This window comes from Pseudomonas sp. Tof1, from assembly GCF_055390395.1.
In genome coordinates this window covers 73,209-94,011 of sequence record NZ_AP024344.1, presented here as the reverse complement: position 1 = coordinate 94,011, position 20,803 = coordinate 73,209, and the positions used below count along the sequence as shown (strand labels likewise).

Sequence of the window (20,803 nt, the reverse complement as noted above, 5' to 3'; positions counted from 1 at the left end):
CTAGAACACCCAACGATCCTGCCGTGGCAGCTCGTCCAGCGGTTCGGCCTGCTCCACCGGCGTCAGGCGGTAGGCGACCGGGTCGCTCGACGCACTGCCGATGGCGCTGAAATGGGTTTGCACGGGAGCCTGGAAAAACACCCGCGGGTGCTCGACAGTCGGCTGGGTCCAGCGCATGAACGCCTGGCCGACGACCAACGTGATCAGCAGCGCGAGGACAGCGAACAGCCCTTGCTGCACGTGGAGCGACGAGATACGCGATGGGGCGGCAAGTTGGCGATTCATCCTGAAACTCCTCCGACACTGTCTTTATCTTTATTCCTGGCTGGCGCGGCACGATGCCGGTCCAACCTTGCGCAAGAGGTACATTGCAGAGCGCATGCCAATTTTTTTGTCAGATAAAAACCAATAAAATCAGGCAGTTATAAACAAACACCGACTCACCCGGGCAGCATCCTGCACGATCCCCCGCTTAGGCGTCGTGCACAATGCACGACAGCCCCAGGGGACAGCGCCTAAGATGCAGGGAGAGCGACACGGCAAATCCGCCGGAATTTGCCGGACTGTCGGTTGTCGGAAGCAGAGACGACAAAAATTCCCCAAATCAGCGAGTTAGCAAACAGCGGCGGGGATGGTTACCCTGCACGCGCAGGTCACGGTCAAAACGGACCATGCAAGCTGCCCGAATCGCCCGGGGTCCATCGGCAACACACACATATATAAGGAGCGCGGGTGATGGAATCTGCCCCGGAACACCAAGGCCGTATTCTGCTGGTGGATGACGAGTCGGCCATCCTTCGCACTTTCCGCTATTGCCTGGAGGACGAGGGCTACAGCGTCGCCACGGCCAACAGCGCGGCCCAGGCCGACGCCCTGCTGCAGCGCCAGGTATTCGACCTGTGCTTCCTCGACCTGCGCCTGGGCGAGGACAACGGCCTTGACGTGCTGGCGCAGATGCGTATCCAGGCCCCGTGGATGCGGGTGGTGATCGTCACCGCCCACTCGGCGGTCGATACCGCCGTCGACGCGATCCAGGCCGGCGCCGCGGACTACCTGGTCAAGCCCTGCAGTCCCGACCAGTTGCGCCTGGCCACGGCCAAGCAACTGGAGGTCCGGCAACTGTCGGCGCGCCTCGAAGCCCTCGAGGGCGAGGTGCGCAAGCCCAAGGACGGCCTCGACTCCCACAGCCCGGCGATGATGGTGGTACTGGAAACCGCGCGCCAGGTCGCCAGCACCGACGCCAACATCCTCATCCTCGGCGAGTCCGGTACCGGCAAGGGCGAGCTGGCCCGGGCCATCCACGGCTGGAGCAAGCGCGCGAAGAAGTCCTGCGTCACCATCAACTGCCCGTCGCTGACCGCCGAGCTGATGGAAAGCGAACTGTTCGGCCACAGCCGCGGCGCCTTTACCGGTGCCAGCGAAAGCACGCTGGGGCGGGTCAACCAGGCCGATGGCGGGACCCTGTTCCTCGACGAGATCGGCGACTTCCCCCTGACCCTGCAACCCAAGCTGCTGCGCTTCATCCAGGACAAGGAATACGAGCGGGTCGGCGACCCGGTGACCCGTCGGGCCGACGTGCGCATCCTCGCCGCCACCAACCTCAACCTGGACGACATGGCACGCGAAGGGCGCTTCCGCGAAGACCTGCTCTATCGGCTCAACGTCATCACCCTGCACCTGCCGCCCCTGCGCGAGCGCAGCGAAGACATCCTGACCCTGGCCGACCGCTTCCTCGCGCGCTTCGTCAAGGAATACGCGCGCCCGGCCCGCGGCTTCAGCGAGGAGGCCCGCGAGGCGCTGGTCAACTACCGCTGGCCGGGCAATATCCGCGAGCTGCGCAACGTGATCGAGCGCGCCAGCATCATCTGCCCGCAGGAGCGGGTGGAAGTCAGCCACCTGGGCATGGGCGAGCAGCCGGTCAACAACGCCCCGCGCATCGGTGCGCCGATGAGCCTGGACGAGCTGGAGAAAGCCCATATCGGCGCGGTGCTCGCCACCAGCGACACCCTGGACCAGGCCGCCAAGACCCTGGGCATCGATGCCTCGACGCTGTACCGCAAACGCAAACAGTACAACCTGTGAGCCACGCCCGATGAAGCTTGCGATGAAGCTGCGCACCCGTCTGTTCCTGAGCATTTCGGCACTGATGACCGTGGCCTTGCTGGGGTTGCTGCTGGGGCTGGTCAGCGTGATGCAAATGGCCAAGAGCCAGGAGTCACTGATCCGCGACAACTTCATCACCCTCGACCTGGGGCTCAAGATGCGTCAGAGCCTGGGCGACCAGTTGGCCATGATGCTCAGCGAACATCCCGATCAGGCCGCCTTGCAGGCTTCACGCGAGCAATATTGGCAGTTGCTCCACGAAGGTATCAGGCACGAACAGGACAAGGACCTGCGCGGCGGCTTCGCCCAGGCCCGGATCGACTACGAAAACTTCCTGCAAGCCTTCGATTCCTTTGACAGGAAGGCCAGCAACAGCGAACTCGTCGAACGCTTCAACACCCTGCGCAACGGCCTGCTCAGCGCACACAAGGAGGCCCTGAACGATATCAGCGGCGCGGAAAGCTCCGCCCGCAGCAGCGCCATGCTGATCGCCGGGCTGCTCGGCCTGGTCGCCCTGGCGGTGCTGATCATCGGCTTCATCACCGCCCATGGCATCGCCCAGCGCATCGGCGTACCGATCGAGGCGCTGGTCAAGGCCGCCGATCGGATCGGCCAGGGCAACTTCGACGTCACCCTGCCGATTTCCTCGGCCTCCGAGATGAACCTGCTGACCCGGCGCTTCGGCCTCATGGCCGAGGCGCTGCGCCAACACCAGGCAACCAACATCGACGAACTGCTGGCCGGCCAGCAACGGCTGCAATCGGTGCTCGACAGCATCGACGACGGGTTGCTGATGATCGATCGCCAGGGCCATCTGGAGCACCTCAACCCGGTGGCCCAGCGCCAGTTGGGCTGGGACGCCGACCGCCTCGGCCAGGGCCTGGGCGAGGCCCTTGGCCGCCCGGAGTTCGACGAGCAACTGAGCCTGATCCTCCGGGGCGGCAGCCTCGAGCGGGCACCGGAAGACCTCGAAGTCGAGGTCGATGGCGAATCCCGCCTGCTGACCTACAGCCTGACGCCGGTCAGCCATCCCCAGGGCCACATCCTCGGCGCGGTGATGGTGCTGCACGACGTCACCGAACAGCGCGCCTTCGAACGGGTGCGCAGCGAGTTCGTCCTGCGCGCGTCCCACGAGCTGCGCACGCCGGTGACCGGCATGCACATGGCGTTCGGCCTGCTGCAGGAGCGCGTGCACTTCGATGCCGAATCGCGCGAAGCGGACCTGCTCAGTACGGTCAATGAAGAGATGCAGCGGCTGATGCAACTGATCAACGACCTGCTGAACTTCTCGCGCTACCAGAACGGCCTGCAGAAGCTCGCGCTGGCCCCTTGCGACATCGGCCAACTGCTGGAGAAGGCCCGCGAGCGTTTCACCGGCCAGGCCAACGACCAGGGCATCGAGCTGCTGATCGAGGTCCAGCCGCCATTGCCACGCCTGCATGCGGACCAGGCGCAGCTGGAGCGGGTGCTCGACAACCTGATCGGCAATGCCCTGCGCCACACCGCCAGCGCCGGGCAGATCCGCCTGCAGGCACGCCGGCATGGCGAACGGGTGATCATCAGCGTCGAGGACAATGGCGAAGGCATTGCCTATGGCCAGCAGGGGCGGATCTTCGAACCTTTCGTCCAGGTCGGGCGCAAGAAGGGCGGAGCAGGCCTGGGCCTGGCGCTGTGCAAGGAAATCGTCCAACTGCATGGCGGACGCATGGGCGTCTATTCACGACCGGGGCAGGGCACCCAGTTCTACATGGCGCTGCCGGTCTAGCCGTTCAGGCCTCGTCATCCAGCCGGCGGCTCGCCAGGCGCCGGCCACGGGTGATCATCTCGATGAACTGCACCGCGGTCAGTGCCTGGGCGAACAGCCAGCCCTGGCCGTAATTGACACCTTCGCTGCTGAGCAGCATGGCCTGGGACTCATATTCGATGCCCTCGGCGATCACCCGCAATTGCAGGGCATGGGCCATGCGGATGATATGCGGCGCCACGCCGCTGCTGGCCGCGTCATGGCCGAGGGCGTCGATGAACGCCTTGTCGATCTTCAGGCAGTCCACCGGCAGGGTCTGCAGGTAGGCGAGGCTGCAATAGCCGGTGCCGAAATCGTCGATCAGCACCTGGTGCCCGAGATTGCGCAGGGCCTGCAGGTTGTCCCGCGCCACCACCACGTCGATCAGGCCGCGCTCGGTGACCTCGAAGGCGATCTGCCGCGGCGACACCCGGTAGGCCCGCAAAAGCCGGCCGATGACCTCGGCGATGCGCGGCACCATCACATCGCAGGCCGCCAGGTTGACCGAAATATACAGCTGCGGATTGGCCCGCAGCGTCTGGCCGAGCTGTTCCAGCAGGCGCTGCAGGACAAAATCGGTGATCTGGCGGATCTGTCCGGTATCTTCCGCCAGGGGGATGAACAGGTCGGGGCTGGTCAATGTGCCGTCCGGGCGCCGCCAGCGGACCAGGGCCTCGGCACCGACGCAATGCCGGCTGCCGAGATCGAAGATCGGCTGGTAGAGCACCTGCATCTCTCCGCGGCGCAGCGCGCCCTGCAACTCGCCGTTGAGTGACTGGCGCTGCCGGGCGAGCTGCAGGGTCAAACCACCGATGCAGGTGGCAATCAGCAGGCTGGCGGACAGCAGCCACCACCACAGCGGGCTGAGGCGCAAGCGCATCGCACTGCGCGGGGCGACCATCACCAACTGATACTCGGGGGTGCTGGTCGGCATGCGATAGATCAGTTCGCGGTCGGTGGTCAGCAACGGATCACGGCCGCGGCTGCTCCAGCCTTGCGGCGGCCAGCTCTGCAGCGGCCCGAGCACCGGGATCGCCCGCCGACCATGATTGACCACCACCAGCAGGCTCGCGCCGGGCGGCAGCTCGACGACATCGCTCAGGTGGCCGCGGGAGGTCGAGACCCGGAAGCTGCCGCGCCCGAGCATCAGCGCCGCCAGGTTGTCGTTGGGCTCGGTCGAGGTGTTGAGCCAGTAGCTGTAGGTCGGGCCACGGATATCCGGCTCACGGTAGGAGATCTGCGAGTCCTGGCGCGGCCAGTTGGAACAGGACTCGATGGAGTCGATGTAGAAGGCCTCGTAGATGAAGCGGTAGCTGAAGCTCAACTGCTGCAGGGTTTCGATCATTCGCCCGTTGCAGCCCCGCAGCGGCTGCCCTTCGAGCACATCGAGGCCCTCGCGCAACTGGCCGAACAACTGCTCCAGGCGCTCGAGGAAACGCCGGCCCTGGGCGTTCATCTGCTCGCTTTCCTGCTGCCGGACCTGGCGCACGACCACACCCAGGCTGCCGCTCAGCAGCAGGACGGCACTGAGCGAGGCAGCCAGCAATGCCTGCGACCAGGGACGATGGAACCAGGCGCGCAACGTCTCACGGGAGGCCGGCATCATGGAATATCCGAAGGATTACCAATGAGTTATAGCAACTGATTGATAACATCGCCCGGACCGTCCGGCGGTGACGTTATTTTGACTGGTTGAGCACCTGCAGGATCGCCGCGCTTTGCGCATCAGCCACGCCATCGAAGCGCGCCGGGCGGAAATGCATCTGGAACGCCGCCAGCGCGTGACGCGTGCCCGCATCCCACTCGCCGGTCTGTGGCGTGGTGGTATAGCCCAGGTAGCGCAGCTGCTGCTGGAACCAGCTGGCACTCGGCAGCTGGTACGCGTACACCTGCTGCTGGCGGGCCACCGCCTGCTCGTTCGGCCAGACGCCCAGGCCCTCGGCGGCCAGGCGCTTCCAGGGAAACAGCGGGCCCGGGTCCTGCTTGCGCATCGGGGCGATATCGCTGTGGCCGATCACATGGCGGGGCTCGATGTTGTTGCGCTTGACGATGTCCTTGAGCAGCACGATCAACGCCTGGATCTGCGCTTCGCTGTAGGGGTACCAGACGCGCCCGGTCGGCGTCTCGCGGAACCCCGGGTTGACGATTTCGATACCGATGGAGCTGGAGTTCAGCCAGGTACGACCCTGCCACTCGCTTTCCCCGGCATGCCAGGCACGCTGGCTCTCATCCACCAGCTTGTAGGTGGTGGCCGGGTTGTTGTCGCCGATCAGGTAATGGCTGCTGACCTGGCCGTGGGTCAGCAGGCGCAACGAGTTTTCCATGTTCGCCGAGGTGTAGTGGACGATGACGAACTGCGCGCGGCTGTCGTGATTGACCGAGGGGTGGCTGGTGTCGAGGCGCGGACCGCTGGCGCAGCCCGCGAGCAACAGGGCCGCGCTGAGGAGAGGGAGCAATTTCATGACGGAAACGAAAACCAGGGCAGTAACGCTCTAGCATAACGTACCCCGGCCTCCGGTACCGGCCAAAGCAAGACTCTGTGACAAAACGACAGCTGCGGTTCAGCCGAGCTCCACCCGGTTGCGTCCGCCGTTTTTCGCCCGGTACAGCGCCTCATCGGCTCTTTTGAGCACATGATCGCTCCGTTCACCGGCCTTGAACGCCGACACGCCAAGGGACACGGTAATGGTCACCCGTTCGCCCCTGAAGTGGAAAGGGCAGGCCTCGACGGCCGCGCGCAGGTGCTCGGCCAGCTTGAGGCCGGTCGCCACCGGCGTCGCCGGCATCAGCAGGACGAACTCCTCGCCGCCGAAACGGGCGATGAAATCGCTGCCGCGCAGGTGCTTGCGCAGCACGGTCGCAATGATCTTCAGCACCTTGTCGCCGGCCAGGTGGCCGTAGCCATCGTTGATCCGCTTGAAATGGTCGAGGTCGAGAATGGCGATCAGCAGGGTATTACCGTGCTGCTGCCACTGCGCGACCTCGTGGTCCAGACGCTCGCTCCAGGCCGCCCGGTTCGGCAGGCCGGTGAGCGGGTCGATCAGGGCCTTCTGCCGTTGTTCCTCGAGGTGGTCGCGATAAACCTGGGCTTCCTGTTCCATATGCGCAACGCGCTCGGCCAGGCTCTGCAGGCGGCTGGCGACTTCCTGCTCGCGCACATTGCGCTCCTGCTGGTGGCGGTCCATGGTGCCCAGCAGGTCTTCGAGGCGGTTTTCCAGCACATGCTTGAGGCTGTCGAGGTCGGCGGCAGCCTGCACGCTGCTCTGCAGCCCATCGACGTGCTCACGCAACTGGCTATGCAGGTCGTTGGCCGCCGAACGGCCCTCGGCATGGCCTTCACTGGCCGCGCGCAAATTGCTCTGGAAGGATTCCAGGCGCTCGTTGAGCTGCTTGAGGTACACCTCGAACTCATGTTGCCCGCTGTCGTTGATCGCCAGCATCAGCACGGCCAGATCGTCGAGGATCGGCAGCAGTTCGTACCAGTTCAACCCGTGTTCGAGGCGATGACGCATGCCTTCGGCGTGGGGCCGGTGGCGCTCGGGCAGCACCAGCCCATCCAGCAGGCCCAGCAGCGTCGACTCGATGTGCTCGGCCACCGAACTGTAGGACGGCTCCGGCGACTCCGGCAGGGCGTAGAGCACGTCCTGGTCGTTATCCTCGGGATGAACCGCCGCCAGGGCTTCGGCCATCACCGGCGGCAGTGGCAGGCTGTCGAGGAAGGGCAGGGCGGGTGCCGGGGTGACGGCTTCGGGCTGCTCGGCGAGTGGGGCCTTGACCTGGGGTTCGGCCGCAGCCTGCGGCTCAACCGCCGCAGCCGTCTGCGCAGCCGACACGACCGGCGACGCTTCTGGCTCGACGGCACCGGCCACAGGCTCGGCCTCAGGCGTGACCACGGGTGGTTTGTAGGCCGCGACCTCGACGGGTGCGATCGTTGGCACGGCCTCGGCAACGGGCTCCATGACCGCTGCAGCCGGGGCTGGCTGTTCAACCGCCGGCGCAGCCGCGGCAGCAACGACGGGCTGGGCAACGGGAGCCACGGCCTCGACCGCAGGCGCCACAGGCGCGTCCGGTTCATCGTCCTCATCCGCCTCTGCCGAAGCGGGCACAGGTGTCGGCATCCCCGCCGCCGGTGCCACCGCCGGGGCGCTTTCAACGCTCGCCTCAGCCCCCTCCTTCGTGCCGAACAGGCGCTGCAGCAGGCCGGGCCGGGCCGGCTCGGCGGGGTGATCGAGTTCCGTCAGGATCTTGCCCTGCAGGTTGCTCAGTTCGCTGAGCAGCAGGGGCATCTCGCGGGCTTGGCTAACGCGGCCATCGAGCTGCTTGGCAAAGTTCTTCAGCGGCCGACGCACATCCCGCGGCAAGGGCAGAGCCTGCAGCTGGGTCACCAGCGCGGTCAGCGCGGTGCCCATCTGTTCGATCCGGGTTTCGCGCCGCTGCTCGGAGTCGAGCACGGCCTTTTCCAGGCGTGGCAGCAGGTTGGCCAGGGCCGCATCCATGTCATCGGTGCGGATCACCTCGCGCATTTCCTTCATGCACTGATCCACCGCCTTGTCGGTGCCTTCGGCCGCCAGGGTGCTGCGCACCAGCCCGCGCCGGAGCAGGTCGAGACGGGCGTCCCAACGCCGTTCGAGCTTTTCCTGTTGTTCGATGCTTTTGAGGTACTTCTCTTTCCAGCGCTCGGCTTCTTCGCTGCTCATTGCAGGGTGTCCGTGAGATTCAACGACTCAAGGCGGGCAACGTATCAGAACCGATGGATCCTGGCAGGCGAATTTCAACGGCAACCGGCAAATGGTCGGAAATCGGCTGCGCCAGTACCTCGACACGCTCCAGCGTCAGGCTCGGACTCAACAGGATATGGTCGAGGCAGCGCTGTGGACGCCAGCTGGGAAAGGTGGCCTCGACCTGCGGCGCAAGCAGCCCGAGGTCGCGCAAGGGCGAGTGCTGCAGCAGGTCGGCGGCATGGGTGTTCATGTCCCCATCAGCACCTGGTGCTTGAAGCCATCGATCAGCTCGCGGATATAGGCCAACTGCCGGGTCCGCGTACGCGCGCCCAGCGCCAGGTGCATCATGACCACCACCAGCGACTCCGGGCCCTCGCCGAAACGCACCAGGATCGCCCCGCGACCGGCCGGGCCGGGCAGTGGATGATCCTCGATCGCCCAGGGGCGCAGGCGGCTGAGCACGCCGTTGCTGTGCTGGGCCAGGCGGCCGAGATTGCGATTGAGTTGCTGGTACCAGTAGGGAAAGGCGCCGAGCTGCGCCAGGTGTTCGACCTGGTTGATGTAGCCCGAACGCAGGCTGCCACCATCGACCTCCTGCAGCGCCACCAGGTCGAAATCGCCGAGCAGGCTGCCGATCCTCTGCAGGTTGTCGGCGCGCCCGGTGTGCGGCAGCAGGTGCTGCCAGCCCCGGGTCAGGTAGTGTCGGTACCGCTGGGTGCTGATGCCGACCTGGATGTTGAAGCTGAGCAGCCTCAGGCGGTTGTCCGCCGGCAGGCCGCTGGATTGCAGATGGTGTTCATTGACCTTCGGCTGGTGAAGGCCAACGATGCGTTCCGATCCCCAGCGAGCCATGGCCGGGGCGCCTTACTTGCCGGCGGTCGCGCCGGCCGCCCGCTCCTTGGCGATCAGTTGGTCGGCGACGTTCAGTGCAGCCTCCGGCCCACCGGCGGTGCCGAGGTCGAAGCGATACTTGCCGTTGACGATCATGGTCGGTACACCGCTGATCTCGTACTTCTTGGCCAGTTCGCGCGCGGCAACGATCTTGCCCTTGATGGCGAAGGAGTTGTAGGTGGCCAGGAATTTCTCCTTGTCGACACCTTGGGTAGCGACGAAGTCGGCCATGTCTTCAGGCTCGAGCAGCTTTTTGCCTTCCTTCTGGATCGCGTTGAACACCGCCGAGTGCACCTTGGACTCGACGCCCATGGCGTCCAGGGTCAGGAACAGTTGGCCGTGCTTGTCCCATGGGCCGCCGAACATGGCGGGAATGCGCACGAAGTGCACGTCGGACGGCAGTTTCTCGATCCATGGGTTGATGGTCGGTTCGAAGGCGTAGCAATGCGGGCAGCCGTACCAGAACATCTCGACCACTTCGATCTTGCCAGGCTCCTGCACCGGCACCGGGGTCTTGAGTTCGACATAGGTCTTGCCGGCTTCGAGCGGCACGTCGGCGGCCTGGGCCGTCATGCCGAACAGGCTGGCGGTGACGAGTGCGGCGCTGAGGATCAGATTACGCATGCTTTACTCCTGGGTATTTAGAAGTCGCCTCCGTCGCGACCTGTAGTTTCTGACAGACCGAGCAGGCTCTTGGTTCGATTAGTGTAACGGCAGCGGCCACAAAAAAGGGCGGCCAGGGCCACCCTTTTATCCTTGCAACAAAGGATTAATCGATTATTAACGCGAACGCGCCGCGCCATTCATCGAGCGCACCTCAGTGCAGGCCCTGCACGTAGCTGGACACGGCCTCGATGTCCTTGTTGCTCAGCTTGGCGGCGATGCTCTGCATGATCTTGGTGTCGCCGTCGTTGGTCCGCACACCCTCGCGGAAATCGGTGAGCTGCTTGGCGACGTACTGGGCATGCTGGCCACCCAGGTGCGGGAAGCCGGCGGCGGCGTTGCCCGCGCCGTTGGGCGAGTGGCAACCGGTGCAGGACGGCATGCCCTGGTCGAGCTTGCCACCCCGGAACAGTTCTTCACCACGGGCGACGAGCTTCGGATCGGCTGCACCGACGCTGCCCTTCTGGCTGGCGAAGTAGGCGGCGATGTCGGCGAGGTCCTGATCGCTGAGGTTGGTCAGCAGGCCGGTCATTTCCAGGACGGTGCGCTTGCCGGACTTGATGTCGTGCAACTGCTTGTCCAGGTAACGCTCACCCTGGCCCGCCAGTTTCGGAAAGTTGGGCGCCATGCTGTTGCCATCAGGACCATGGCAGGCGCCACAGACAGCAGCCTTGGCCTGGCCGGCGGCGGCATCGCCGGCGGCATGGGCGAGACCGGTGATCCCCAGGGTCAACAGCAGACTCACGATCAATTTGTTCATCAGCTAATCCAATACGGCTAAGGGTTAAGAGTTATGGACCGGGCTTACTCGCTCATCCACTGGATGATGCTTCGGTAATCCTCGGTACTGCAGTCCATGCACAAACCACGCGGCGGCATCGCCTTGAAACCCTGAGTCACGTGTTGCACCAGCACATCCATGCCTTGGGCCATTCTTGGCTTCCACGCGGCCTGATCGCCCTTCTGTGGGGCCATCGGCAGCTGTCCGGCATGACAGGCACTGCAAACACGGTTGTACACGGCTTCCGGATCCTGTGCAGCCTGAGCGCCGTGAAGCGTGATCAGGACACTGGCAGCAAGCAGCCATCTGCTCATGAACCGAAGGTTCCAGTCATGAACTTCAGGGTTGGGAACGTGCCGCGTTCTAATGCGCAGCCTGGGTCAATCGCTCCCGCATGCGTCATCCTACGTCGGGACAAAGCACACACTAAATCTGCGGCATTATATACTGGCGCCCATGAAACGGAAACGACACAGCTTGTCGCGCCTCCCGGCACCGTCCACATTGGAAATCCCATGCAACTGAAAAACCCCATTCTCGGTCTGTGCCAGCAGTCCACCTTCATGCTCAGCGCCGCCAAAGTCGACCAGTGCCCGGACGACGCCGGTTTTGAAGTGGCCTTCGCCGGTCGTTCCAATGCTGGTAAATCCAGCGCGCTGAACACCCTGACCCACGCCAGCCTCGCGCGCACCTCGAAAACCCCGGGCCGCACGCAGCTGTTGAATTTCTTCAAGCTAGACGATGAACGCCGTCTGGTCGACCTGCCGGGCTACGGTTATGCAAAAGTCCCGATCCCGCTCAAGCAGCACTGGCAGCGTCACCTGGAGGCCTACCTGGGCAGCCGCGAGAGCCTCAAGGGCCTGATCCTGATGATGGACGTGCGCCACCCGATGACCGACTTCGACCGGCTGATGCTCGACTGGTCGATCGCCAGCGGCATGCCGATGCACATCCTGCTGACCAAGGCCGACAAGCTGACCTACGGCGCGGCGAAGAACACCCTGCTCAAGGTCCAGTCGGAAATCCGCAAGGGCTGGGGCGACACGGTGACCATCCAGCTGTTCTCGGCGCCCAAGCGCCTGGGCCTGGAAGAGGCCTACACGGTGCTGGCCGGCTGGCTGGGACTGATGGAGAACGGCGGCGAGGAAGAGGCGGAGTAATCCGCCGAGCGCTACCCTCGGTGGATGGCGGCGGTTCGGCCGCGAACGACCCGGATACCGCAGCGTACGCCAAACGGTCTGTGGTGTGTTCGGGCAAGGCAAAAGTGCGGCTCGAAAGCGGAGTTTAGTGGTCTAAATGAGCATTTCGAGCCGAGCTTTTAACGCAGCCCGAGCGCACCACAGGCCGTTTGGGGGATAAAAAAAACCCCGGACTTCGTATGGGGAGGGGAAGTTCGGGGTCCAAGCTCCGGACCGCTAGGGCGGGGTCCAGAATATCTGCCAACACTTAACACAACATAGGAGCATCGAAGGGCTTCACCAGCCATTCAGTAACTCTGAGTAGCCGTATCCCGATTTAGTTCAAAATATCTTCAAAAACTATTTGGCATAGCCACTGAAGGTTTCAGAACCAAACGCCCTTTGTGTTCTCTCGGGCACCTGCACCCCTTTGTGAGGGTGAGCAAGTCTTTCGGGCGCATTCGCGGGCAAGCCCGGCTCCTACAGTACGATGTTATCCACAACGTCGTGTACGACGCCCCCCCTGTAGGAGCCGGGCTTGCCCGCGAACCGCCGCAGGCGGCCATCCCCCTCGAACACCCGGAAAGGCCGCGATCAGTGCGCCTCGTCCCAGTTGTCGCCCACCCCGACCTCAACCAGCAACGGCACATCCAGCTGCGCCGCGCTGCTCATGTGCCCGCGGATCTGCTCGCTGACCTCGGCCACCAGGTCCTCGCGCACCTCCAGCACCAGTTCGTCGTGCACCTGGAGGATGACCTTGGCGTCCAGCCCGGAGCGGGTCAGCCAGTCGTCGACCTTGACCATGGCCTTCTTGATGATATCCGCCGCGGTACCCTGCATCGGCGCGTTGATCGCCGTGCGCTCGGCGGCCGCACGCTCCTGGGGCTTGTTGGAGTGGATGTCCGGCAGGTACAGCCGGCGGCCGAACAGGGTCTCGACATAGCCCTGCTCCGAGGCCTGGCCACGGGTGCGCTCCATGTACTCGCGCACCCCGGGGTAACGGGCGAAATACACGTCGATATAGGCCTTGGCGGTCTTGGTGTCGACGCCGATGTCCTTGCCCAGCTTCTGCGCGCCCATGCCGTAGATCAGGCCGAAGTTGATCGCCTTGGCGCTGCGTCGCTGGTCGGAAGTGACCTCACCCAGCTCGACCTTGAACACCTCGGCCGCAGTGGCCGTGTGCACGTCGAGGTTGTCGCGGAAGGCATTGAGCAGGCCTTCGTCCTTCGACAGATGAGCCATGATCCGCAGTTCGATCTGCGAATAGTCCGCCGCCAGCAACTTGTAGCCCTTGGGCGCGACGAATGCCTGGCGAATGCGTCGGCCTTCGGCGGTACGCACCGGAATATTCTGCAGGTTCGGGTCGCTGGAGGACAGCCGCCCGGTCGCCGCCACCGCCTGGTGGTAGGACGTGTGGATACGCCCGGTGCGCGGGTTGATCTGCTCCGGCAGGCGGTCGGTGTAGGTGCTCTTCAGCTTGCTCATGGAACGGTACTGCATCAGCACCCTGGGCAGCGGATAGTCGTCCTCGGCCAGCTTGGCCAGCACTTCCTCGGCCGTGGACGGCTGACCCTTGCCGGTCTTCTTCAGCACCGGCAAGCCGAGTTTCTCGTAGAGGATCACCCCCAACTGCTTGGGCGAACCGAGGTTGAATTCCTCGCCGGCGATCTCGAACGCCTGGCGCTCCAGTTCGACCATCTTGTTGCCCAGTTCGATGCTCTGTACACCCAGCAGGTCCTTGTCCACCAGCGCGCCCTGGCGCTCGATGCGCGCCAGCACCGGCACCAGCGGGATCTCGATATCGCTCAGCACGCTGGCCAGGCTCGGAATCGCAGCCAGTTGCGCATGCAGCGCCTGGTGCAGGCGCAGGGTCACATCGGCATCTTCGGCGGCGTAGTGGCCGGCCTGCTCCAGGGGAATCTGGTCGAAGGTCAGCTGCTTGGCGCCCTTGCCGGCGATGTCCTGGAAGCTGACGGTGTCGTAGTCCAGGTACTTCTTCGCCAGGCTGTCCATGTCATGCCGGGTCGCGGTGGAGTTCAGCACATAGGATTCGAGCATGGTGTCGAAGGCGATGCCACGCACGCTGATGCCGCACTCGGGATCGCCGCCGATGGCGCAGTTGGCGAGGATGTTCATGTCGAATTTGGCGTGCTGGCCGACCTTGAGCTTCTGCGGGTCTTCCAGCAGCGGCTTCAGCGCCAGCAGCACGCTGTCGCGGTCCAGTTGCTGCGGCACGCCGATGTAGGAATGGGCCAGCGGGATATAGGCCGCCTCATTGGCCTGCACGGCGAAGGACACGCCGACCAGTTGCGCCTGCTGGGCATCGATCCCGGTGGTCTCGGTGTCGAAGGCGAACAGTCTGGCCTCCTGCAGCTTCTTCAGCCAGACGTCGAAACGCGCCTGGTCGAGGATGGTTTCGTATTGCGGCTCGGCAGTCACGGGCGCGGTGCTTTCAGCCGCCACTTCCTCGACCGCCGCCGCGGTCGCCGCTGGCGCTGGCGCAGCAGCCTCCTGCAACCCGGCACGCTTGGCCTCGCGGTTCAGCTCGTCGAGCCAGCCCTTGAATTCCAGCGAGCTGTACAGCTCGATCAGTTTCTCGCGGTCCGGCTCGCCCAGGTGCAGGTCGTCCAGGCCGACCTCCAGCTCCACGTCGACCTTGATGGTCGCCAGCCGGTAGGACAGGAAGGCCATTTCCTGGTGCTCGAGCAGCTTGGCCGGCAGGGTCTTGGCCCCGCGGATCGGCAGGGTCGGCACCAGGTCGAGGTTGGCATACAGCTCCTTCAGGCCGCCGTTGACCCCCACCAGCAGGGCCACGGCGGTCTTCTCACCCACCCCCTTGACCCCGGGGATGTTGTCGGCGGAGTCGCCCATCAGCGCCAGCAGGTCGATGATCTGCTCGGGCGCGACACCGAACTTGGCCTTCACGCCCTCCACGTCCATGGACGTTTCGGACATGGTGTTGACCAGGGTGATATGGCCGTCGACCAGTTGCGCCATGTCCTTGTCGCCGGTGGAAATGATCACCGGGCGATTGGCCGCCGCGCTGCTGCGGGCCAGGGTGCCGATCACGTCGTCGGCCTCCACGCCTTCCACGCACAGCAGCGGGAAGCCCATGGCGCGTACGCTGGCGTGCAGCGGTTCGATCTGCACGCGCATCTCGTCGGGCATGCTCGGCCGGTTGGCCTTGTAGTCGGCGAACATTTCGTCGCGGAAAGTCCCGCCCTTGGCATCGAACACCACGGCGAACGGGCTGTCCGGGTACTGCTTGCGCAGGCTGCGGAGCATGTTCAGGACGCCCTTCACCGCCCCGGTGGGCACACCCTTGGAATTGGTGAGCGGCGGCATCGCGTGAAACGCGCGGTACAGGTATGAAGAACCGTCCACCAGGACGAGGGGAGCTTGGCTCATGAGTATGATCAACCTTTTCGGCGGGTCCGGCGGTAGAATGATGGGACCGTTGACGACAAAGGGACAAGGTTATCATGCGTACGCTCAATCGCCTGTTGTTGGCCGGCCTGTTTGCATTCACTCCGTTGGCGGCGATCGCCGCGGATGATGCACCCGCAGCCGATCCAGAAGTCACCATTCGCACGGAAGGCGACAAAACCATCCAGGAGTACCGGCAAAATGGCTTTCTGTACGCCATCAAGGTCACCCCGAAAGGGGGCAAGCCATACTTTCTGGTGCGCGCCGACGGAACTGATGCAAACTTCATCCGCTCGGATCAGCCCGATATGCTGATTCCGTCATGGAAGATCTTCGAGTGGAAGTAACCCTTTAACCCTCATCGGCGCCGGCTCGATCGCGGCGCCCGGACTGGCAGCTCTTAAACATGTCTGTGTTCACCCCGCTGGCTCGACCCGAGCTGGAAACCTTTCTCGCCCCCTACGGGCTCGGTCGCCTGCTCGATTTTCAGGGAATTGCCGCCGGCAGTGAAAACACCAATTTCTTCATCAGCCTGGAGCAGGGCGAGTACGTCCTGACCCTGGTCGAGCGCGGCCCGGTGCAGGAAATGCCGTTCTTCATCGAACTGCTCGACGTGCTCCATGACGCCGATCTGCCGGTGCCCTACGCCCTGCGTACCACCGACGGCCAGGCCCTGCGCGAACTGGCCGGCAAGCCGGCGCTGCTGCAACCGCGCCTGGCCGGCAAGCACATCAGGCAGGCCAACGCCCAGCATTGCGCCCAGGTTGGCGAACTGCTCGGCCACCTGCACCTGGCGACCCGCGGGCGGATCATCGAACGCAAGACCGACCGCGGCCTGGACTGGATGCTCGAGGAAGGCAACAAGCTGAAATCGCATCTGGACAGCGAGGCTCACGACCTGCTGGAAACCGCACTGGCGGAGATCGAGCGCTGCAAGGCACAGATCCTCGCCCTGCCACGGGCCAACCTGCATGCCGACCTGTTCCGCGACAACGCGATGTTCGAAGGCACGCACCTGACCGGCCTGATCGACTTCTACAATGCCTGCTCCGGGCCGATGCTCTATGACGTGGCGATCTCGCTGAACGACTGGTGCTCGGACGACAACGGCCTGCTCGACGGCCAGCGCGCCCGGGCCCTGCTGGGTGCGTATGCGGCGTTGCGGCCGTTCACCGCGGGCGAGGCCGAGCTGTGGCCGACGATGCTGCGGGTGGCGTGCGTGCGCTTCTGGCTGTCACGGTTGATCGCAGCCGAGTCCTTTGCCGGGCAGGACGTGCTGATTCACGACCCGATGGAGTTCCAGCTGCGGCTGGCGCAGCGGCAGCAGGTCAGCGTGCCGTTGCCGTTCGCGCTCTGATCGACAGAAATATACAGGGAGCTCAGGGGCCCATTCGCGCGGTTGGCGCGAATAGGCCGGCCCTGCCTACAAGGACTCCAGGCAGCCGGCTAAATCGTTACCGAGTTTTTCCAGCAACTGCTCATAGCCATGGGCACTCGCTGGCGTATAACCGCCCAACGCATCCAGTTCCGCCAGCTTCACCGGCAGCCCGGATACCAGCGTCTCGGCCAGCCGCGGCCGCAGCGGCGGCTCGCTGAACACGCAGGTCTTGCCCACCTCCTGCAAGCGCGCACGCATCGCCGCGACATGCTGGGCCCCCGGCTGCACCTCGGCCGCCACGCTGAAGACCCCGGCATGCCTGAGCCCATAGGCACTCTCGAAATAGTCGAACGCCTCGTGGAACACGAAATACGGCTTGTCCGCGACACCCGCCAGGCGCGCCTTGAGCCGCGCATCCAGGGCATCCAGGCGGCCGGCGAAAGCCTCGGCGTTGCGCCGGTAGCGCTCGGCGTTGGCCGGATCGGCCTTGGCCAGGTCCGCGGCCATGCGCGCGGCGATCACCCGCGCGTTGACGGTCGACAGCCACAGGTGCGCATCCAGCGAGCCCGGACGATGATCATGGTCATGCTCGTCGGCTTCTTCGGCATGGGAGTGGTTATCCTCGGCAAACCGGCGCAATTTCATGCCCGGCAGGTCCTGCACCGCAACGGTCGGCAGGCTGCGGCCCTTGAGCACCCGCGGCAGGAAGCTCTCCATGTCCGGACCGATCCAGTACAGCAGGTCCACCGACTGCACCTTGCGCACATCGGACGGCCGCAGCGCGTAGTTGTGCGGCGAGGCGCCCGGTGGCAACAGCACCTCGGGCGTCTCCACGCCGTCCTCGACCGCGGCGGCGATCAATTGCAGGGGCTTGATGCTGGTCAGCAGGCTGACCTGGGCCTGGACCGGTCCGATCACGAACAAACCGGCGCATATAGCGACAAAAAAGGCAAAAAGACGGGGCACGATGGACACTCAAGGCGGCAGGAACGGGTAACATAATAACGTCTCTCACAACAATCGTCGCCGCTCATGCCTAAAACCCCTCTCGCCAGCCGACCCCACGATCACTCTCACTGCGTGCACAGCGCGCTGTCCGAGGCCGATGCCCTGTGCGCGCGCCAGGGCCTGCGCCTGACCGCCCTGCGGCGGCGGGTGCTGGAGCTGGTCTGGCAGAGCCACAAGCCGCTGGGCGCCTACGACATCCTCGCCGTGCTCAGCGAGCAGGACGGCCGGCGCGCCGCGCCGCCGACGGTGTACCGTGCACTGGACTTCCTGCTGGACAACGGCCTGGTCCACCGCATCGCCTCACTCAACGCCTTCGTCGGCTGCAACAACCCGGAACACGCCCACCAGGGCCAGTTCCTGATCTGCCGCAACTGCCACGCGGCCATCGAGCTGGAGCAGAAGAGCATCAGCGACGCCATCGTCCAGAGCGCCAGGGACGTCGGTTTCGTCGTCGAGGGCCAGACCGTCGAGGTGGTCGGCCTCTGCTCGGGTTGCCAGGGGGCCTGATGAGCACTGCGCTGATTCGCCTCGACCAGGTCGGCGTGACGTTCGCCGGGCAGGACGTGCTGGACAACATCCACCTGAGCGTCGAACCGCGGCAGATCGTCACCCTGATCGGCCCCAACGGTGCCGGCAAGACCACCCTGGTGCGGGCCGTGCTCGGCCTGCTCAAGCCAAGCCGCGGCAGTGTCTGGCGCAAGCCGCGGCTGCGGGTCGGCTACATGCCGCAGAAGCTGCACGTCGACCCGACCCTGCCGCTGTCAGTGCTGCGCTTCCTGCGGCTGGTGCCGGGGGTCGACCGCGCCCGGGCACTGGCTGCCCTCAGCGAGGTCGGTGCCGAACAGGTGATCGACAGCCCGGTGCAGAGCATTTCCGGCGGCGAGATGCAGCGCGTGCTGCTGGCCCGGGCGCTGCTGCGCGAACCCGAGTTGCTGGTGCTCGACGAGCCGGTGCAGGGCGTCGACGTCGCCGGGCAAGCCGAGCTCTACAGCCTGATCACCCGCCTGCGCGACCGCCATGGTTGCGGGGTGCTCATGGTTTCCCACGACCTGCACCTGGTGATGAGCACCACCGACCAGGTGGTCTGCCTCAACCGTCACGTCTGCTGCTCCGGCCACCCCGAGCAGGTCAGCGGCGACCCGGCCTTCGTCGAGCTGTTCGGCAGCAACGCGCCGAGCCTGGCGATCTACCACCACCATCACGACCACGCCCATGACCTGCATGGCACGGTGGTCAGCGAAGAGGCCGCCCCGGCCCACGTCCACGTTCACGGAGATAGCTGCAAGCATGGCTGATTTTCTGCTCTACGCCCTGCTCGCAGGCCTGGCCCTGGCCGTGGTGGCAGGCCCCCTGGGGTCGTTCGTGGTCTGGCGGCGCATGGCCTATTTCGGCGACACCCTGTCCCACGCCGCCTTGCTCGGCGTGGCCCTGGGCTTCCTGCTGGACATCAGCCCGACGCTCGCGGTGACTGTCGGCTGCCTGCTGCTGGCCGTGCTGCTGGTGACCCTGCAACAGCGCCAGCCGCTGGCCTCCGACACACTGCTGGGGATTCTCGCGCCGAGCACGCTGTCCCTAGGCCTGGTGGTGCTGAGTTTCATGCATGAGGTGCGCATCGACCTGATGGCCTACCTGTTCGGCGACCTGCTGGCGATCAGCGGCACCGACCTGGCCTGGATCCTCGGCGGCAGCGCGGCGGTGCTGGCGCTGCTGGTCGCCCTGTGGCGGCCGCTGCTGGCGATCACCGTGCACGAGGAACTGGCGACCGTCGAGGGCCTGCCGGTGGCCTCGCTGCGCATGGCGCTGATGCTGCTGATCGCGGTGGTGATCGCCGTGGCGATGAAGATCGTCGGCGTGCTGCTGATCACCTCGCTGCTGATCATCCCCGCCGCAGCGGCCCAGCGGCACGCCCGCTCACCGGAGCAGATGGCCCTCGGCGCCAGCTTCCTGGGGGTCCTCGCGGTGTGCGGCGGGCTGGCGCTTTCGTGGTTCAAGGACACCCCCGCCGGCCCCTCCATCGTGGTGGTGGCGGCCGGGCTGTTTCTGCTGAGTTTTGTCCTGCCACGCAGAGGGGTGTAGACTTGCTCGTTTTTTGCGCAATTAGAGAGTCGCAGGAATGAAGCTTTCCGCCTCCCGTTATCTGCTCCTTGCCGCATTTTCCCTGCTGTTGGGTGCCTGCCAGAGCACTCCGCCGGCCGACACCGCCGTGCCCGATGCCCGGGCCACGGCGATTGCCGCGCTGGAGCAGAGCATCAACAGCAACGAACTGGCCACCGCCGAGGACCAACTGGCCGCCTTGCAGGCGCAGTCCGCGGACGACCCGCAACTGGTCCAGTACCAGCGGCAACTGGCCGAAGCCTACCTGCAGCGTAGCCAGATCGTGCTGCAGAAGGGCGACGTCAATGCCGCCGCCACCGCACTGAGCCGCGCCCGCGCCCTGATGCCCAAGGCCCCGGCCTTGACCGGCGGGGTCAACGGCGCCATCGCCCAGGCACGCAAGGCGGAGCTGGACAAGGCCGAGGCCGAGCTCCAGGCCGCCGAGGCCAGGCCGGCGGCCCGGGTGATCGACCCGAGCGCGCAAAGCAGCACCATCGCCCTGAACATCCAGGACATCGCGCTGCTGCGCAAGCAGATGGACGCGCTGGCGGCGGACGTGGTCAATTACCAGTGCGCAGTGACCTTCCAGGTGCCCCGGACCCAGGACTACCCGTGGCTGGCGACGCTGCTGGGCAAGCGGGTGAAGAAGCTCGACCCGAACTTCGAGCTGAAGATCGACAGGCAGATCGACCGCAAGGTGCAGGCCCAGGTCGTGCTGAGCCCGCGCAAGCCCTGAGCCCGCTGATCGCCAGCAAGCCCGGCGCCGACGCTATAGGA

General features: G+C 65.1%; 18 protein-coding genes and 1 pseudogene. 9 read left to right on the top strand and 10 right to left on the bottom strand.

What is annotated here, in order from left to right:
• Window positions 1-285: a hypothetical protein gene (locus ACZ5KU_RS00450; RefSeq protein ID WP_054059161.1), complete on the bottom strand. Its 285-nt coding sequence runs from the start codon at window positions 283-285 to the stop codon at window positions 1-3.
• Between the two features lie 450 nt (window positions 286-735).
• On the opposite strand from ACZ5KU_RS00450, the gene algB reads away from it, so the two are divergent.
• Both algB and ACZ5KU_RS00440 read left to right on the top strand, forming a co-directional pair.
• Window positions 736-2,082 carry a sigma-54-dependent response regulator transcription factor AlgB gene (gene algB, locus ACZ5KU_RS00445; RefSeq protein WP_054059162.1) on the top strand — a complete coding sequence of 449 codons (1,347 nt, stop codon included), beginning with the start codon at window positions 736-738 and terminating at the stop codon, window positions 2,080-2,082.
• Between the two features lie 10 nt (window positions 2,083-2,092).
• Window positions 2,093-3,868, top strand: a complete 1,776-nt coding sequence (locus tag ACZ5KU_RS00440) for an ATP-binding protein (protein WP_054059163.1) — start codon at window positions 2,093-2,095, stop codon at window positions 3,866-3,868.
• A gap of 4 nt (window positions 3,869-3,872) precedes the next feature.
• Here the strand turns inward: ACZ5KU_RS00440 and ACZ5KU_RS00435 are convergent, their stop codons facing one another.
• From ACZ5KU_RS00435 to ACZ5KU_RS00405, 7 genes and pseudogenes are all read right to left on the bottom strand, one after another.
• Window positions 3,873-5,489 carry an EAL domain-containing protein gene (locus ACZ5KU_RS00435; protein ID WP_054063500.1) on the bottom strand — a complete coding sequence of 539 codons (1,617 nt, stop codon included), beginning with the start codon at window positions 5,487-5,489 and terminating at the stop codon, window positions 3,873-3,875.
• A gap of 76 nt (window positions 5,490-5,565) precedes the next feature.
• A complete protein-coding gene (locus tag ACZ5KU_RS00430) occupies window positions 5,566-6,348 on the bottom strand; it encodes an N-acetylmuramoyl-L-alanine amidase (RefSeq protein WP_054059164.1) in 783 nt (260 codons plus the stop codon).
• Window positions 6,349-6,447: 99 nt separating this feature from the next.
• Window positions 6,448-8,583: a GGDEF domain-containing protein gene (locus ACZ5KU_RS00425; protein WP_464736706.1), complete on the bottom strand. Its 2,136-nt coding sequence runs from the start codon at window positions 8,581-8,583 to the stop codon at window positions 6,448-6,450.
• A gap of 19 nt (window positions 8,584-8,602) precedes the next feature.
• A pseudogene (locus ACZ5KU_RS00420) lies at window positions 8,603-9,459 on the bottom strand (endonuclease/exonuclease/phosphatase family protein).
• A gap of 12 nt (window positions 9,460-9,471) precedes the next feature.
• The gene (locus ACZ5KU_RS00415) at window positions 9,472-10,122 is read right to left on the bottom strand and encodes a thiol:disulfide interchange protein DsbA/DsbL (RefSeq protein ID WP_054061259.1); all 651 of its coding nucleotides are present in this window, start codon (window positions 10,120-10,122) and stop codon (window positions 9,472-9,474) included.
• A 193-nt stretch (window positions 10,123-10,315) separates the two neighbouring features.
• Window positions 10,316-10,921, bottom strand: coding sequence for a c-type cytochrome (locus tag ACZ5KU_RS00410; protein WP_054061260.1), 606 nt, complete (start codon window positions 10,919-10,921; stop codon window positions 10,316-10,318).
• 44 nt (window positions 10,922-10,965) lie between these two features.
• Window positions 10,966-11,256: a c-type cytochrome gene (locus tag ACZ5KU_RS00405; protein WP_054061261.1), complete on the bottom strand. Its 291-nt coding sequence runs from the start codon at window positions 11,254-11,256 to the stop codon at window positions 10,966-10,968.
• Window positions 11,257-11,457: 201 nt separating this feature from the next.
• On the opposite strand from ACZ5KU_RS00405, the gene yihA reads away from it, so the two are divergent.
• Window positions 11,458-12,102 (top strand): ribosome biogenesis GTP-binding protein YihA/YsxC, encoded by a 645-nt coding sequence (gene yihA, locus ACZ5KU_RS00400; protein WP_054061262.1) that lies wholly within the window; start codon window positions 11,458-11,460, stop codon window positions 12,100-12,102.
• Between the two features lie 612 nt (window positions 12,103-12,714).
• Here the strand turns inward: yihA and polA are convergent.
• Window positions 12,715-15,528 (bottom strand): DNA polymerase I, encoded by a 2,814-nt coding sequence (polA, locus tag ACZ5KU_RS00395; protein WP_054061263.1) that lies wholly within the window; start codon window positions 15,526-15,528, stop codon window positions 12,715-12,717.
• 74 nt (window positions 15,529-15,602) lie between these two features.
• Here polA and ACZ5KU_RS00390 point away from each other — a divergent pair, with 74 nt between their 5' ends.
• Together ACZ5KU_RS00390 and ACZ5KU_RS00385 are read left to right on the top strand one after the other, a co-directional pair.
• A complete protein-coding gene (locus ACZ5KU_RS00390) occupies window positions 15,603-15,893 on the top strand; it encodes a DUF2782 domain-containing protein (protein WP_054061264.1) in 291 nt (96 codons plus the stop codon).
• Window positions 15,894-15,952: 59 nt separating this feature from the next.
• Window positions 15,953-16,903, top strand: coding sequence for a homoserine kinase (locus tag ACZ5KU_RS00385; RefSeq protein ID WP_464736705.1), 951 nt, complete (start codon window positions 15,953-15,955; stop codon window positions 16,901-16,903).
• 66 nt (window positions 16,904-16,969) lie between these two features.
• On the opposite strand, the gene ACZ5KU_RS00380 is transcribed toward ACZ5KU_RS00385, so the two are convergent.
• On the bottom strand, window positions 16,970-17,899 hold the full coding sequence (locus ACZ5KU_RS00380; RefSeq protein WP_054063380.1) for a zinc ABC transporter substrate-binding protein: 930 nt from the start codon (window positions 17,897-17,899) through the stop codon (window positions 16,970-16,972).
• 57 nt (window positions 17,900-17,956) lie between these two features.
• Here ACZ5KU_RS00380 and zur point away from each other — a divergent pair, with 57 nt between their 5' ends.
• The 4 genes from zur to ACZ5KU_RS00360 are packed head-to-tail and all read left to right on the top strand — an operon-like array spanning window position 17,957 to window position 20,762.
• Window positions 17,957-18,439 carry a zinc uptake transcriptional repressor Zur gene (zur, locus tag ACZ5KU_RS00375; RefSeq protein WP_054063381.1) on the top strand — a complete coding sequence of 161 codons (483 nt, stop codon included), beginning with the start codon at window positions 17,957-17,959 and terminating at the stop codon, window positions 18,437-18,439.
• Complete coding sequence (gene znuC, locus ACZ5KU_RS00370; protein WP_054061499.1) at window positions 18,439-19,227, top strand: zinc ABC transporter ATP-binding protein ZnuC; 789 nt, start codon at window positions 18,439-18,441, stop codon at window positions 19,225-19,227. Before zur ends, znuC begins: the two co-directional genes overlap by 1 nt.
• Window positions 19,220-20,008, top strand: coding sequence for a zinc ABC transporter permease subunit ZnuB (gene znuB / locus ACZ5KU_RS00365; RefSeq protein ID WP_054061498.1), 789 nt, complete (start codon window positions 19,220-19,222; stop codon window positions 20,006-20,008). Before znuC ends, znuB begins: the two co-directional genes overlap by 8 nt.
• Before the next feature lie 37 nt (window positions 20,009-20,045).
• Window positions 20,046-20,762: a PA5502 family lipoprotein gene (locus ACZ5KU_RS00360; RefSeq protein WP_054063383.1), complete on the top strand. Its 717-nt coding sequence runs from the start codon at window positions 20,046-20,048 to the stop codon at window positions 20,760-20,762.
• Window positions 20,763-20,803 lie beyond the last annotated feature (41 nt).